Source organism: Alcanivorax sp. REN37 (assembly GCF_041102775.1).
Lineage (GTDB): Bacteria > Pseudomonadota > Gammaproteobacteria > Pseudomonadales > Alcanivoracaceae > Isoalcanivorax > Isoalcanivorax beigongshangi.
The window spans coordinates 1,609,460-1,625,160 of the sequence record NZ_JBGCUO010000001.1 but is presented as its reverse complement, the minus strand read 5'-3'; the positions used below and the strand labels follow the sequence as shown (position 1 = coordinate 1,625,160).

Annotated in this window: 12 protein-coding genes; 6 read left to right on the top strand and 6 right to left on the bottom strand. The window is 61.4% G+C overall.

Annotated elements, in window-relative coordinates:
- Nucleotides 1–4: 4 nt before the first annotated feature.
- Nucleotides 5–940 (top strand): universal stress protein, encoded by a 936-nt coding sequence (locus AB5I84_RS07355; RefSeq protein ID WP_369455208.1) that lies wholly within the window; start codon nt 5–7, stop codon nt 938–940.
- Nucleotides 941–961: 21 nt separating this feature from the next.
- On the opposite strand, the gene yaaA is transcribed toward AB5I84_RS07355, so the two are convergent.
- Complete coding sequence (gene yaaA, locus AB5I84_RS07350) at nt 962–1,744, bottom strand: peroxide stress protein YaaA (RefSeq protein WP_369456070.1); 783 nt, start codon at nt 1,742–1,744, stop codon at nt 962–964.
- A 100-nt stretch (nt 1,745–1,844) separates the two neighbouring features.
- Between yaaA and AB5I84_RS07345 the strand changes: the two genes are divergently transcribed.
- Together AB5I84_RS07345 and AB5I84_RS07340 are read left to right on the top strand one after the other, a co-directional pair.
- Complete coding sequence (locus AB5I84_RS07345) at nt 1,845–2,318, top strand: hypothetical protein (RefSeq protein WP_369455207.1); 474 nt, start codon at nt 1,845–1,847, stop codon at nt 2,316–2,318.
- A gap of 80 nt (nt 2,319–2,398) precedes the next feature.
- Nucleotides 2,399–3,241, top strand: coding sequence for an MBL fold metallo-hydrolase (locus tag AB5I84_RS07340; RefSeq protein ID WP_369455206.1), 843 nt, complete (start codon nt 2,399–2,401; stop codon nt 3,239–3,241).
- Between the two features lie 9 nt (nt 3,242–3,250).
- Here the strand turns inward: AB5I84_RS07340 and corA are convergent, their stop codons facing one another.
- Complete coding sequence (corA, locus tag AB5I84_RS07335; RefSeq protein ID WP_369455205.1) at nt 3,251–4,204, bottom strand: magnesium/cobalt transporter CorA; 954 nt, start codon at nt 4,202–4,204, stop codon at nt 3,251–3,253.
- A 77-nt stretch (nt 4,205–4,281) separates the two neighbouring features.
- Complete coding sequence (locus AB5I84_RS07330; RefSeq protein WP_369455204.1) at nt 4,282–5,502, bottom strand: nucleoside recognition domain-containing protein; 1,221 nt, start codon at nt 5,500–5,502, stop codon at nt 4,282–4,284.
- Nucleotides 5,503–5,576: 74 nt separating this feature from the next.
- On the opposite strand from AB5I84_RS07330, the gene AB5I84_RS07325 reads away from it, so the two are divergent.
- A complete protein-coding gene (locus AB5I84_RS07325; RefSeq protein WP_369455203.1) occupies nt 5,577–7,736 on the top strand; it encodes a carboxy terminal-processing peptidase in 2,160 nt (719 codons plus the stop codon).
- A 58-nt stretch (nt 7,737–7,794) separates the two neighbouring features.
- Here the strand turns inward: AB5I84_RS07325 and AB5I84_RS07320 are convergent, their stop codons facing one another.
- A complete protein-coding gene (locus tag AB5I84_RS07320; protein WP_369455202.1) occupies nt 7,795–8,616 on the bottom strand; it encodes an alpha/beta fold hydrolase in 822 nt (273 codons plus the stop codon).
- A 74-nt stretch (nt 8,617–8,690) separates the two neighbouring features.
- Here AB5I84_RS07320 and AB5I84_RS07315 point away from each other — a divergent pair, with 74 nt between their 5' ends.
- On the top strand, nt 8,691–10,115 hold the full coding sequence (locus AB5I84_RS07315) for an ABC1 kinase family protein (RefSeq protein ID WP_369455201.1): 1,425 nt from the start codon (nt 8,691–8,693) through the stop codon (nt 10,113–10,115).
- Between the two features lie 114 nt (nt 10,116–10,229).
- Here AB5I84_RS07315 and AB5I84_RS07310 read toward each other — a convergent pair whose 3' ends face one another.
- Nucleotides 10,230–10,988, bottom strand: coding sequence for a DUF481 domain-containing protein (locus AB5I84_RS07310; RefSeq protein ID WP_369455200.1), 759 nt, complete (start codon nt 10,986–10,988; stop codon nt 10,230–10,232).
- Between the two features lie 242 nt (nt 10,989–11,230).
- Here AB5I84_RS07310 and metH point away from each other — a divergent pair, with 242 nt between their 5' ends.
- Entirely contained in the window at nt 11,231–14,956 is a 3,726-nt protein-coding gene (gene metH / locus AB5I84_RS07305) for a methionine synthase (protein ID WP_369455199.1), read from the top strand.
- Here the strand turns inward: metH and AB5I84_RS07300 are convergent.
- Entirely contained in the window at nt 14,944–15,699 is a 756-nt protein-coding gene (locus AB5I84_RS07300; RefSeq protein WP_369455198.1) for a lipoprotein intramolecular transacylase Lit, read from the bottom strand. The two genes, metH and AB5I84_RS07300, sit on opposite strands and share 13 nt — an antisense overlap.
- Nucleotides 15,700–15,701 lie beyond the last annotated feature (2 nt).

The following is a 15,701-nucleotide window of genomic DNA, read 5'->3' as shown; positions in this document are numbered from 1 at the left end:
GGTCATGACCCCGGTCCTAGCAGTACTCGAACCCGATCTTAAATGTCCGCAGATGGCGCTGCTCAAGGCCGCCCATCTGGCCCAAGAGAACCGCCGGCGGCTGCGGATATTCGTCAATATTTACGCACCAGCGCTGGTCCGCGCGACCAATGGTTCCAGTGAACACTTCGAGCGCGCCAAGGCGTCGCTGGAGCACAGCTGGCGGCAGCGAATCGCGCAACTGCTGCAGGACTGCAGCGAATGTCGTAGCGAAGTGGAAATCCTGCTGGCCTGGGAAAAAGACGACGAGAGCGCCCTGCGCGATGTCATCTTGGCCGACATTCCGGAATGTGTAGTGATTCAGAGTGGCGATGAAGGCACTACCGGCCTTTCGCGGCTACTGCTGACACCACGCCACTGGATCCTGTTGCGCAAGGCGCCCTGCCCGGTGATGTGCGTATCGTCCCTGCCCTGGCGCGGCGCTGTGGACGTGCTGGCGGCAGTGGATCCGGATCAAGACGAAGGCGCGCTCGCCGGCCTCAACGCCGAGGTGGTCAAAGCAGCGCGGCATTTCAGTGATGCACTCGATGGCACGCTGCGTCTCGCTCACGTGATTGAACATCCGGACGACAATCTGCTGCTGATTGTGGGCGAAGGCCTACCGACTTACACCGTCGATATGAAGTCAGTGCGCGACTACTACGTGCAGCGTCTGAACCAATTGTGTGAACAGGCTGGTCTCGAGCATAGCAACCAGGTGCTGCTGGAAGGTGAGCCGGCCCAAGCGCTGGCTGCCTACCAAAGCGAACACGCACCGCAGTTGCTGGTACTCGGTACGGTACAGCGAGACCCGCTGCGCCGGCTACTGTTCGGCAGTACCGCAGAAAAAATCGCTCTTAATGCGCAGGGCGACTTCCTCGCGGTAAAACCGGATGGCTTCCAATCGCCTTGGCAAGACTGAGCGCCCCGTCGCTGCCTGGTCTCATCCCTGCGCGGAGGCTGGGCGGCGAAATACCAGCGTGTCGGCATCAGAATCCGCTGCCGCAAAGCGGTAGCCGGCCACGTCGAACTGCTCCAGATCACTGACCTGCGTCACCCGGTTTTGCAGCACCCAAGCGGCCATCAAGCCCCGTGCTTTCTTGGCATGGAAGCTAATGATTTTATAAACGCCGTTTTTCTCATCCAAGAACTGCGGCGTCACAATGCGCTGCTGCAAGCGGGCCGGCTTCACCGCACCGAAATATTCCTGCGACGCCAAGTTGAGCAAGGTATCGGTCTGCTGCGCAGCCATGTCTTCACGCAGCAAGTCGGTAATGCGATCACCCCAGAACTGGTACAGGTCTTTGCCACGTTCATTGGCCATGCGGGTCCCCATCTCCAGTCGATAGGGACGCATCATGTCCAGCGGACGCAGCAGCCCGTAAAGCCCGGACAGGATGCGCAAACGCTGCTGGGCAGCGTCGAGATCAGCGGCGGAAAAACGACTCACATCCAGCCCGGTATACACATCGCCCTTGAAGGCGAATAAGGCAGGCCGTGCGGCGCCCTCATCCATCTGCGGCTGCCAGTCAGCGAACCGCTGCACATTCAATTCCGCGATGGCATCGCTGACTTTCATCAAGCGCGACAAATCGGCGGCCGACATTTTGCGCGCCTGCTCGATCAGCAAAGCACTGTGTTCCAGTTGACGTGGCTGGCTCGGCGTTAGTGCCGGCAGCGGCGACTGATAGTCCAGTGTCTTGGCAGGGGAAACAACGATCAGCATCATGGGCCTCCTAGGTGTTACAGGCATTATAGTAAGGCGCCCCGCTTCCACCACCGCTCCACTGGCTTGCACGAGGTTTTCCATGCTTAGAGTGTTGTTGATGATCGCAGTCCTAGTGGCTGCCGTGGTACTGCTGTGGTTTAGCTGGCACCAGGGCCGCCGTCCGTTCGCGGCCGCCTGTGTGGCAGTGCTAGCGGTATTCGGTGTGCTCGGCGTGGCGCTCTTGGAAGCTGATCGCAATGAGCTGGTGGCGCTGGCGCCCAGTAGTGTTCGGCTGACCGTAGAACAGGTGCGACCACTGGAAACCGGCTTGCGCGTCAGTGGCCGTATTTACAACTTGGCCGAGCATCCGCTGGCTCGGGTCCAAGCGCGTGCACTGGTGCGGGAGTGCCTTGCTGATCAGCCTTGTCAGGAGCTGGCTTCGGCTCCCTTGCGACTGCAACAGCATGTGCCTGTGGGCGGTAGTTATCCCTATTCGCAGGTCGTACGCCTGCCCGCCACGCTGCTCGGCGATCAGCAGCAAGTGACGGTAGAAGTGATGGCGGTGGAAGGCTATCAACAAGGCGGCGTCTGAACCGCTCAGTCACTGCGGCTTGGCCTGCAAGCGGCAAAACGTCAGAATGCCCCGGTTTTCCCATAACCAAGGGTGGAGCAATGTCTTCTAGCGGCTTGATTCCCGGTGTGCCAACGGCAATTTCGGAGGGTGTCTGGCGGGTGCTGGCACCCAATCCTGGCATGATGACCGGGCCCGGCACCAACAGCTATCTGCTGGCATTGCCGCATGGACTGGCTGTGTTAGACCCCGGTCCGGCGGACAGCCAGCACGCTGCGGCGCTGCTGGCCGCTGCAGAGCAACTGGGACAGCCGCTGGTGGCGGTGATCGTCACCCACACCCATCGTGACCACTCCCCTGCCGCGCAATTGCTTGGTGATCTGCATTGCCACGGCCCATTGGCGCCGGACGACGGCCTGCAGGACGAGGCTTGGCAGCCCGACACGTTAGTGGAAGACGGCTACCGCCTAGCTTTGGCAGACGGCCGCCATCTGCGCGCCATCGCCACTCCCGGCCATGTCTCCAATCACTTCTGCTATTTGGTGGAAGAAACCGGCGTGTTGTTCAGTGGTGACCACTTGATTCAGGGTTCAACGGTGGTGGTGGCGCCACCGGCAGGATCGATGTCGGCCTACCTCCGCTCCTTGGCACGGCTGCAATCCGAGCCGTTGTCGCTGCTGGCGCCCGGTCACGGTGATGTGGTCAGTCACCCACAGGATTACATTGAATACACCCTTGGCCACCGCCAACGCCGCGAGGACAAAGTGGTGCGGATGCTCCGCGAACAACCCGGCAGCACTGTGGCGGAACTGGTAACCACGGTGTATGACGACACGCCAGTATTTCTGCATGGCGTGGCATCACTGTCACTGACCGCGCACCTGATCAAGCTGCAAGAAGAGCAACGCGCTGAACTGGTGGCGGACCGCTGGACGCTGTGCTGAGCCGCAGCGTCATAGCCAGCCGCGGAATTTGAAGTACAGGTACGGCGCCACCCCGGACAGGAACATCAGCCCCAGCGCGAACGGGTACCCCACATCCCAATTCAGCTCCGGCATGATCTGGAAGTTCATGCCGTAGATGCTGGCGACCATGGTTGGTGGCAGGAACACCACAGCGGCGATCGAGAACGTTTTGATGATCTGCGCCTGTTCGATGTTGATGAAGCCCTGAGCGGTATCCATTAGGAAGTTAATTTTTTCGAACAGGAAGTTGGTATGGGTCAGTAACGTCTCGATGTCGTGCTGCACCTCCATGCACAGCGCGCGTCGCTCCGCATCGCTGCGGATATGGCGCAGTAGGAATGAAATGGAGCGCTGGGTATCCATCAAACACAAACGGATTTTTCCGTTGCTGTCTTCCAGCTTGGCCATACGGTCGATGGCGTCTTCCATCTTCGAGGTTTCATCCTCAAGCACCATCTGGCTGACGTTTTCCAATTGTCGGTGGATGTGCTCCAACGCATCAGCAAGGTTTTCTACTTTCTGCTCAAGAATACTGAGCAAAATGTCGAACGGCTCATCGGCTTTTACCCAAGCCCGGCGCGCGCGCATCCGCATCAGTCGGAAGTCCGCCACCTCGGTATCGCGTAGCGTGAGCAGCTGGTCACCCGCCAGCACGAACGCCACCGTGGTGGTGCGGTGCCGCCCTTCACTCTGGTAAAGAAACAGCGAGTGCACATGGATGCCAGCGTCATCGGTGAAGAACCGCGCCGACGCTTCGATTTCCTCAACATCATCGAAATCGTCCGGCACGATACCCTTGCGCAGCTGATTCAACAGCGCGGTTTCGTCGTCCTCGGGATCGACCACATCAATCCAACGCGCGCTGCGCAGTGCTTCCAGATGCTGGGCATCAGCGCCGCGCTCCCGCAGCGTACCGCCCTCGATATCGAACACATAGATCATTCAGCTATCCCTTGGCGAGTCAGGATCCAGACGTCACAACTGATCATGCTGTGCGTTGATGACGGCAATCCGAGCCATCACAACAACCAGTAACTGGCAACAATGGCAGCACTGAGACCGGCTACATCCGCCGCCAATCCACACCACAGTGCATAACGCATGCGGGTGATGCCGACGCTGCCGAAATACACCGCAAGCACATAGAAGGTGGTTTCGGTGCTGCCTTGCATTACCGCTGCCAATTTTCCGGCGAAAGAGTCCACGCCGTGGGTATTCATGACATCGAGCATCATCGCCCGCGAACCGCTGCCAGTGAGCGGTTTCAACAGTGCCACCGGCAGCGCGTCGACAAAGGCGTCATCCACACCGAGCGCCTGCACCAGCCGCCGAATCCCTTCTAACAACAAATCCAGCGCCCCGGCTTCGCGTAGCAACGCGATCGCCACCAGCATCGCGACCAGGAATGGGATCAGCCGGACAGCGGTTTCGAAGCCTTCTTTCGCCCCCTCGATAAAAGTGGCATAGGCATCCAGCTTGGCGCGATGGGCCGCGATCAGGAACAGCGCCACCACCCCCAACAACACGCCATTACCAATGGCACTGGACCAGGTCGCGGCGGCATCACCGGCCACCGAGGTCGACAACCAGGTCAGCAGCGCCAGCAGCCCAACCCAGAGCCCGGCGGCCCACAGCAGAGCGGGTTGCATCAATGAGATTTTTTGCAGTCGCGCCGTCAGCCAGACGCCCACGAACGTAGACGCGGTAGTAGCAATCAGCATTGGCAGATAGACATCGGCGGGGTCCGCCGCACCCTGCTGCGCTCGGTACATCAGCACCGTGACCGGAATCAGCGTGACCGACGAAGTATTCAACACCAGAAACATGATCTGGCTGTCGCTAGCGGTGTCGCGGGAGGGGTTATGCGCTTGCAGCCGCTCCATCGCCTTCAATCCCAATGGCGTGGCGGCGTTGTCGAGCCCGAGCACGTTGGCGGACAAGTTCATCGCCACGGGACCCAGCGCATCAGGATGTTTTTTTTCCGACGGCATCAGCGCACCGAGCAACGGGTTCACCCGTCGCGCCAGCGATTCTGCCAATCCGCTTTTCTCCGCCAGTCGGAAAAAACCGCTCCAAAGCGTCAAAATGCCAACCAGTCCCAGACTGACTTTGACACCTAGGTCCGCTGCCGCCAGCATGGCCTGCACGCTGTGGGACAAGGCGTCCGGTGCGCCAAAAACGGCGCGGACCAACGCGGCAACAATGCCCAACAGCAAAAAACCAATAAACAGAAGGTGCATGTGCGCTACCGTGTTTCCCGTTCGCGCACATAGCCTATACTGACTTCCTCTTGCATGGCGACCGGTTCCTGATGATGACGCAACGCCCTAGTTCCCTGCTTCAATCTGCCGCGCTGGTGCTGCTGCTGGCAGCCGGTGCATTGCAGGTGTCCGGCGCCTTCAGCCGCGACACGCCGCCGGCCACGGCCAAGGCTGCCGAACAGGCGCCGGGGATGTTGCAACCGGAACCGGTGCATGCCGAGGCAGCGCGCGCCATTCTTGATCGCTTGCGCAGTCATTATCAGCAACTGCCAGTGGACGAGCAGCTGTCATCGCAGATGTTCGACCGCTACCTGCGCGACTTGGATGCCAACCGGGTGTATTTCCTCGCCAGCGATCTCAGCGAATTCGAACCGCTGCGTAGCAAGCTGGTAACGGACCTGCGACGCGGCACCCTGACGTCCGGTTACCGTATTTTCAACCGCTACCAGCAGCGGCTGGAAGAGCGGCTCGACTATTTGCTGGCGAAGCTGGAAAAAGGCTTCGACGAACTCGACTTCGACAGCGCCGAGACACTGATGATTGATCGCAGCGAACAGCCTTGGCCGGCGGACAGCAAGGCCATGGATACGCTGTGGGACCAGCGCCTGAAGAATGCAGTGCTGTCGATGCGCCTCGACGGCGTTGCGGATGACGAGATCCAGACCCGTCTCGCGCGCCGCTACCGCAGTCAGCTGTCACGGGTGCGGCAAAACACCGCCGAAGATGTGTTCCAGGTGTACATGAACGCGCTGACGCAGGTGTACGACCCGCATACGTCCTATTTCAGCCCGGTGACCTCGGAAAACTTTAACATCAGCATGAGCCGTTCGCTGGAAGGCATTGGCGCCGTGCTACAGGCGGATGACGAGTACACCAAAGTGGTGCGGCTGGTGCCGGGTGGTCCGGCGGCCAAGGCCGGACAGCTGAAGCCGGCCGACCGGGTGGTCGGCGTGGGTCAAGAGAAAGGCGAGATCGTCAACGTCATTGGCTGGCGTTTGGATGAAGTCGTGAACCTGATCCGCGGGCCGAAAGGCAGCAAGGTAAGGCTGGAAATCATCCCCGCCGGCAGCAACAGCGAACACACCACCCGTGAAGTGGTGATCGAACGCAACAAAGTGATGCTGGAGGAACAGGCGGCGAAGAAACTGATCCTCGACATCCCGGCGGCCGAAGGCCACAGCGCGGCCCGCATCGGTGTGATCCGACTGCCGGCCTTCTATTTGGACTTTGACGCCTACAACCGCGGCGAGCCGGATTACACCAGTACCACCCGCGACGTAGCGCGACTGCTCGGCCAGTTGGAGCAGGACAAGCAAGGCATTGATGGGCTGGTGATCGACTTGCGCAACAACGGCGGCGGCTCACTGCTGGAAGCCACCCAGCTGGTATCACTGTTCATTGATGGCGGCCCCACCGTACAGGTACGTGATGCCCGTGGCCGAGTGCAGGCCGAACAGGACCGGGTCCCCGGCGCGCTCTACCGGGGCCCGATGGCGGTGCTGGTAAACCGGTTCTCGGCCTCTGCCTCGGAGATTTTTGCGGGTGCGATGCAGGATTACGGTCGCGCGCTGATCATCGGCGATGACACCTTCGGCAAAGGTACAGTGCAAACGTTGCTGCCGCTGCCCCATGGGCAGCTCAAGCTGACACAAGCCAAGTTCTATCGCATCTCCGGCTCCAGCAACCAGAACCTGGGCATCACCCCGGACCTTGCTTTGCCGTTCCTAATCGACAAGCAGGAAATCGGTGAAAGCGCGTTGCCCAACGCACTGCCGTGGGATCAAATTCCAGCCAGCCGCTACCGGCCGTTGGCGGATTTGTCTGGCTTCATCAAGACGCTCACGCCGCTGCACGACCAACGCGTACGCGACAACCCGGAATTCCAGTACGTACGTGCGCAACAATCACTGCTGAATGAACAACGCGCGCGCAAGGTGGTGTCCCTTAACGAGGCCGAGCGCCGCAAGGAACAGCAAGAGTTCGAGCAGCGCCAGCTGACGCTGGAGAACACCCGCCGTGCCGCCGCCGGTGAGGATGCGTTGAAAGATTACGCCGCGCTACGCGCCCTCGATGAGCAACGTGCGTTGGATCCGGAAGGGTTGGATGACGATACCGACGCATACTTGCTGGAAAGCGGTGCAGTAGTGGCTGATCTGGCGCAGCTCATGCGGCAGCAACCGCAAGTGGTACAGCGCGCCCGAGCCGTGCCCTGAGCATAAGAAACGGAGGCCCCGGCCTCCGTTTTGGGTACTGAGATAGAACAAATCGCCCTCAGCGCAGCAGCGGCGCCTGCATTTCATCGCCGCTCAGTTCGGCTGGACGCGGCCCCTTCTCAGCCAGCCAGACTTGTACCGTCTGTTGCACCCAGTCCGGCGCGTCTAGTGTCAGATCATGTCCGGCAGCAGGGTGCACCCTCAGTGCCCGACCCCACAAGCTGCTCAGTACATGGGAGCAGACCGGATCCACCAAGCGGTCACGGCGGCCAGACAGCAGCAGTACCGGCACCTGCGGCGGCAAACTATTGGGGGCCCGGAAACGCAGGGCTGCCAGCAATTGGCGCCAGGTATTACCGCGCGAAACCGGCGCGCTGCGGCGGATTTCCAACCATTGCTCGAGTACGCCCTGACTTTCAGCGGCCGGCAGCAGATTGGTTGTGCGCGATAAGATCTCGGTTTCCAGTCCACGCCCCTCACCACGCAGCAATCCGCGCCAGATGAGCGGCAGGTAATTGGCCGGGCGCAAGCGCGCCCAGGGTGGATTGAACGGCGCCGCGCTCGTGTTCATCAGCACCACCGCTGCCAATTCTTCCGGCGCGGTGGCCAGCCACTGGATCGCCACCATGCCACCCAGCGACAGTGCCATCACATGGTACGGCGGCTGCAACCCACGGGCCCGCAGTTGGCCGCGCACATGCTCCAGCATCGCTGCCATCGAGCTCGGACTGGCGTCCGCATGCAGCACCCCAGTGCCGGGCAGATCCACCAGCGCCAGTTGCGCCTGGGGGCGTCCACTGACCCACTGCGCCGGGAACTCTCCCCAGTGGCGGGATTCGCGGATCAATCCGCGCAGGAACACCCAGGTCTCGCTCTTCAATTCCATCTCCTTCCCGGATTCGGGCTACAATCCCTGCCTTGCCGCCACCGATCGCACAGGAGTACCGCAACCCCATGACGACGCGCAAGACGGTCAAACGAGTCAAGACGGGCGCCTTTGAGCGCCGCTTTTCACTGGCCCGCGCCGGCATCATGGCAGGCGCACGTTACGCCACGTTGACGGCCGGTACCTTGTTGGCACCGCGCGAGGAACGGGCGGAGCGGCGCAAGGCGATCCTCGGGCAGCAGGCCCAGGAGCTGGCCACGGAACTCGGCAAGCTCAAAGGCTCAGTCGTCAAAATCGGCCAAATGATGGCCCTGTTCGGTGAGCACTTCCTGCCGGAAGAAGTCACCGCTGCACTGCATACGCTGGAAAACAACACCACCGCATTGGAATGGCCAGCAATCGAGCGCCACCTGCTGCTGCGCCTCGGCCGCGCCCGCATGGCCGAACTGGAGGTGGACCCGGAACCGCTGGGCGCCGCCTCGCTTGGCCAAGTACACCGCGCAGTACGCCGTAGCGACGGCAAACAGTTGGTGCTGAAGATCCAGTACCCGGGCGTGTCCGACGCCATAGATTCTGACCTGCGCGCGGTCGTGCAACTACTCAAGTTGAGTCGATTGGTGCCGATCACTGATCAATTTAACCTTTGGCTAGATGAAGTCCGCGCCATGTTGCGCCGTGAGGTGGATTACCGCCTCGAAGCTCGCACCACCCGCGACTTCGCCACCCTGCTCGCCGACGATCCGCGTTTCGTGGTGCCGGAGGTGGTCGACGACTACTGCACCGATGACGTGCTCTGTCTCAGCTTTGAAAGCGGAGTACACATCTCTGACCCGAGCGTGACCAGTCTTTCACAGGCGCGCCGCGACCACCTCGGTCGCGCCATCATGGAATTGTGCTGCATGGAGGTGTTCCGCTGGAGCCGCATGCAGACCGACCCCAACTTTGGCAACTATCTGCTACGCGTAGGTGACACACCGGACGACGACCGGATCGTGCTGCTCGATTTTGGCGCCATTCGTGATTTTCACGACGAGGTGCTCGGCCCTGGCCGCGAAATGATCCGCGCCTCCTATTACCACGACCAAAATCGCCTGGTGGCGGCCCTGCAGGCGCTCAATTTTCTCTCCGAGCAAGCCCCCCCTAAGGTGCTGGATGAATTCGCCGAGCTGTGTTTCGAAGCGATCGAAGCGTTGCAGGACCCCGAGCGCTATCCACCGCCGCCGGAAACCCTTACCGCCGACTTGAAGTACCGCTGGGGCGACAGCGACCTGCCGGCACGGGTGATGGCACGGGCTGGCAAGAACGCCCTGTCGCGCCATTTTGATGTGCCGCCAAAGGAATTCATCTTTCTGATGCGCAAGCTGCTCGGCGCCTACACTTTCCTACACGTGATCCGCGCGGAAGTGCGTGGCAACGACATCCTCGAACCTTTCCTGCCGCTGAAAGAAGACAGTGACCGCGCCCTGGTGGCGCAGTTGAACGCGCAGCGTTGATCCCCCTGCCCCGCCTGCGTGGCTGGGCAATGTCGCCGGTTTTCGAGAGAAGGACGCTGCGGGCGAAGGCCCGCAGCAGAGCCGGCCCACAGGACGTGGGCCGGCTTTCACGCATCAGAAGTTGTACACAACGCCGACGGTGATTTCCTGATCGGTCTTCTTGGCTTTGACGCCTTTGGTGAAGCCCGGATCAGTGGTGTGGCGCAACACGTGGCTCACGCGCAGGCCCCACGCGTCACTGATCTTGGTGGTGACTGCGGTGGTAGCGCGGGTCACGGTGGCGTCTTCACCGATTTCGCTGCTCAGGTCTTCGGTGAAGGTGGCGGTCGGGGTCATCGCCCAGCTGTAGCGCACTGCCAAACGCAGAATAGCGTCACCTTCGGTTTTGTCGCCGCCCGGAGGGGTTTGCTCGTATTCACGGAAGCGGTAACCCGGACCGGCTTCGATATCCAGCACTTGGATATCGGATTCGATGACGCGGCGGCCATAACCCAGCGCGTAGCTGGCTTCGTAGTTGAAGCCGGTGTAGCGGTCTTTCTCGGCGCTCAGAATGTTGAAGATGTAATTGGCATCGTCAATTTTGGCGTCGAGTTTGTAGGAACCGAAGTAGCGTTCAGCGGTGCGCTCATCAACGCCGGCGTCGCTGCGCTGAGCGATGTTGCTGGCTTCCAGCTTGGCGATATGGCGCCAGTCTTCACCGTCGCGCTCGGCGTTGCCCTTGGCGGAGAAGGTCTCGGAGCGGGTGTTGCCACGCTTCATCAGGTAGGACAATTCACCGGAACCGGACCAAGCGCCGTATTCAGCGTCCTGAGCTTGGGCCGAAAGCGGCAGCGCCGCTGCCATGATCGCTGCAGCCAGCAAAGTCTTACGCATCTGTGTGTCTCCTAGGGACGTCGTCGTCATACGCGGATCGTTCCGGATCCGTGGTCACTCCGTACCCACCATGATGGCAGGCCAGAAATCAGTTGAACGGCGCGGAGTATCGCAAAGCTGGCCCGGCATCCCCACGCCGCCGGAGCACATTTTACAATCCGATGGAACTTTTGTGAGACAGGCAATGTAGAGACTGCGCCGTTATAATGCCGGCCCCGTGAAATTGCTCTGGAGCAAACCCAATGGCCCGATGGTCCCCCTCTCCCGCCCGTGTCCAACTGGAAGCTGCGTTGGCTGAACGCATTCTGGTACTCGACGGCGCCATGGGCACCATGATCCAAGGCTATCGCTTCAGCGAGCAGGAATTTCGCGGCGAGCGTTTTGCCGATTGGCACCGGGATCTACAGGGCAACAACGATCTGTTGGTGCTGACCCAGCCGGACACCATCTTGGCGATCCACCGTGCTTACCTTGACGCCGGCGCCGACATTCTCGAAACCAACTCCTTCAACGCCACGCGTATTGCCCAAGCCGATTACGGCATGGAGGAGCACACCCGCGAGATCAACCTGGCCTCGGCGCGCCTGGCACGCCAAGCGGCAGATGAATTCACAGCGCTGACGCCGGATCGGCCGCGCTTCGTGGCGGGTGTGATCGGCCCCACCAACCGTACCGCCAGTATCAGCCCGGATGTGAACGACCCCGGCTACCGCAACACCAGCTTCGACGCGCTGGTGGACAGCTATTTGGAAGCCATCGACGGCCTAATGGAAGGCGGCGCCGATCTGATCATGATCGAAACCGTATTTGATACCCTCAACGCCAAAGCGGCGGTGTTTGCAGTGGAAACCTGGAAAGCCCGCAACCAACGTGACGTGCCGGTGATGCTGTCTGGCACCATTACCGATGCCTCCGGCCGTACCCTCACTGGCCAGACCACCGAGGCGTTTTACAATTCTCTGCGCCACGCCCGCCCGATCACCATGGGTCTCAACTGCGCACTGGGTGCCGAGGAACTGCGTCCTTACATCGCTGAGTTGGCGCGTATTGCCGAAGGCTATGTGTCCGCCCACCCCAACGCCGGTCTGCCCAACGAAATGGGCGAATACGACCAGAGTCCGGCGGATATGGCGCGCCATATTCGCGATTGGGCCGAGCAGGGTTTCCTGAACCTGATCGGCGGTTGCTGCGGCACCACGCCTGACCACATCCGCGCGTTGGCGGACGCGGTGCGGGATCTGCCGCCGCGGCCGTTGCCGGAACGTCCCGTGGCCTGCCGGTTGTCCGGCCTCGAGCCGCTCACCATCACCGCTGAAAGTCTGTTCGTGAACGTGGGCGAACGCACCAACGTCACCGGCTCCAAGCGCTTTCTGCGACTGATCAAGGAAGGCGATTTCGACACCGCGCTGGAAGTGGCCCGGCAACAGGTGGAAGCCGGTGCCCAGGTGATCGACATCAACATGGATGAAGGCATGCTCGATGCGGTGGAGGCGATGACGCGCTTCCTCAACCTGGTGGCCTCGGAGCCGGAAATCTCCAAAGTGCCGGTGATGATCGATTCCTCCAAATGGGAGGTGATCGAAGCTGGTCTCAAATGCATCCAGGGCAAGGGCATCGTCAACTCGATCTCGCTCAAAGAAGGCGAGCAGGCTTTCATCGAGCATGCCGAACTGGTGCGCCGTTACGGCGCTGCGGTGATCGTGATGGCATTCGACGAGAGCGGGCAGGCTGACACCCGCGCCCGCAAGGTCGAAATCTGCACCCGCGCCTACCGCGTGTTGGTAGACCAAGTGGGTTTCCCGCCGGAAGACATCATTTTCGATCCCAATATCTTTGCCATCGCCACCGGCATTGAGGAGCACGACAACTACGCGGTGGACTTCATTGACGCGGTGCGTGACATCAAGGCCACCCTGCCCCACGCCTTGATTTCCGGTGGCGTCTCCAACGTGTCGTTTTCGTTCCGCGGCAACGAGCCAGTGCGTGAAGCGATTCACGCGGTGTTCCTATACCACGCCATCCGCGCTGGCATGGATATGGGGATCGTCAACGCCGGCCAGCTGGCAATCTACGAGGACATTCCCGCCGAATTGAAGCAGGCGGTGGAAGATGTGGTACTAAACCGCAGTGCCGACGGCACCGAAGTGCTGCTCGAGCTGGCACAGAAATACCGCGACGGCGGCAGCACCGCGACCGGCCGGGTTGAAGACCTGGCCTGGCGAGAATGGCCCGTGACTGAGCGCCTGTCCCATGCGCTGGTGAAAGGCATTGCCGATTACATCGAGGCCGACACCGAGGAAGCGCGCCAGGCGCTGCCGCGTCCGCTGCATGTGATCGAAGGCCCACTGATGGACGGCATGAACGTGGTCGGAGACCTGTTCGGTGCCGGCAAAATGTTTCTACCGCAAGTAGTTAAGTCCGCGCGGGTGATGAAGAAAGCGGTGGCCTACCTGCTGCCGTTCATGGAAAAAGAGCGCGAGGAAATGGGCACCACCGAGGTGTCCAACGGCCGCATGGTGATCGCCACCGTAAAGGGCGATGTACACGACATCGGCAAAAATATCGTCGGCGTGGTCTTGCAGTGCAACGGCTATGAGGTGATCGATCTCGGCGTGATGGTGCCGGCGGAAAAAATCCTCGCCGCCGCCGTAGAACACAAAGCCGACATCATCGGCTTATCCGGTCTGATCACGCCGTCATTGGATGAGATGGCCCATGTGGCCGCGGAGATGGAGCGTCGCGGCTTCACCCTGCCACTAATGATCGGCGGCGCCACCACCAGCAAAATCCACACCGCGGTGAAGATTGCGCCACGCTATAGCGGGCCGGTGATCTACACCACCGATGCCTCCCGCGCCGTGGGCGTCGTCGCGGCGCTGATGAGCGACGAGCAGCGCGCGCCAATGCTGGCGCAGGTGCGCGACGAATACCACGCGCTGCGGGAGCGCCGCGCCAGCCAGCAGCAGGAGCGTAAGCTGCTGGCACTGGCCGACGCCCGCGCCAACCCGTTCACCACCGACTGGCAGCAATACACCCCGCCGGTGCCGAACCAACCCGGCATTCAGGTGTTCGAAGATTACCCGCTGGCCGACCTGGTGCAGCGCATCGACTGGACTCCGTTCTTCCGTACTTGGGAGTTGGCCGGCCGCTTCCCGCAGATCCTCAGCGACGAGGTGGTTGGGATCGAGGCGACCAAGGTGTACGACGATGCGCAAGCCATGCTGACCCGCATCATTGAGGAAAAATGGCTGCGCGCTGCCGCGGTGATCGGCTTCTTCCCGGCCGCCTCCGTGGGCGATGACATTCAACTCAGCACTGCCCACGGTGAAGCGCCGTTCATGACGCTGCACCACTTGCGGCAGCAGACCGATCGCGGTGATAGCGGCCCACGCAGTGAAAAACCGAACCTGTGCCTAAGCGATTACATCGCGCCCGCCGACAGTGGCGTGCAGGACTGGCTCGGTGCGTTCGCGGTGACTGCCGGGATTGGCATTGATGAGCATCTGGCACGTTTTGAGGCCGACCACGACGACTACAGCAGCATCATGCTCAAGGCACTGGCTGACCGCCTGGCGGAAGCCTTTGCCGAGCGCCTACATGAGCGGGTGCGCAAGCAATTCTGGGGCTACGCTGCCGACGAGACACTCAGCAACGAGGAACTGATCAAAGAGCGCTACCGCGGCATCCGCCCAGCGCCTGGCTATCCGGCTTGCCCGGACCACACCGAAAAGCGTCTGCTGTGGCAGTTACTGCAACCGGACCAACGCATCGGCCTGCACCTCACCGACAGCTACGCCATGTTCCCATCAGCGGCGGTGTCCGGTTGGTACTTCAGCCACCCGCAATCGCGTTACTTCGGCACCGGGAAAATCAGCCGAGAGCAGGTGGAGGACTACGCCCGCCGGGCGGAACTGCCCACCAGCGACATCGAGCGCAGCATTCCGCACCTGCTCGGCTACAACGACTGAGGCACCACTGCGCCGCCTGTGTCCAGCGGGCGGCGCGGGCGCGCCAGCCAATACAGCAGCCACGCCGACGGCCATGCCAACGCTGCTAACAATAGCGCAATGCCACCGAACAGCATGGGGGCCTTCATCAGGCTGCTCATCAACGATTCTTCCCAATAGAAAAACCAGGGGTGGCCAGCGCGGAACAGCCAATGGTGGAATTGGTAGAATACTGCCGTCGGCCCGCTCCACAGCAGCCACAGCACCAATGGCCCTCCCAGCAACGCCAGGCCGGCCAGTTGCTGCCCACTGCTGAGCACCGCAGCGCGGCGACGGCGCCACCACAGCAGCCCCCATAGCAGCGCCATGGCCAACGTCAGCCAGCGAGCCTGCTGCAGCAGCCACGCCACATCCTGCAAATGACCGCGCTCCGCCGGTCGCAGCAGCGCACGCCAGTGCCCATCCGGCCCGCGATAACCGATGCTGTCCAGCCCTGCGCCGCCCTGCTGTACCGCTTTACGCAGTGCACCGAACAACGCCTGGTGCTCAGCAGCAGACAGATTCTGGAAGCCGGGTTTGTAAATATTCTGACTGGCATAGCGGTCTAGGTGAGCGCCGATATCCATCACCCGATACCACAGCGGATAGCCGAAATCGAACGGCGCCAGCAGGCTCCAGGCGAGCGCCAATGCCAGCCACAGCGTACTCAGCCACAGCGCCGCGTAGTGCGCCCAGGCGCTTAATGATCTCCACAATGCCGACATCC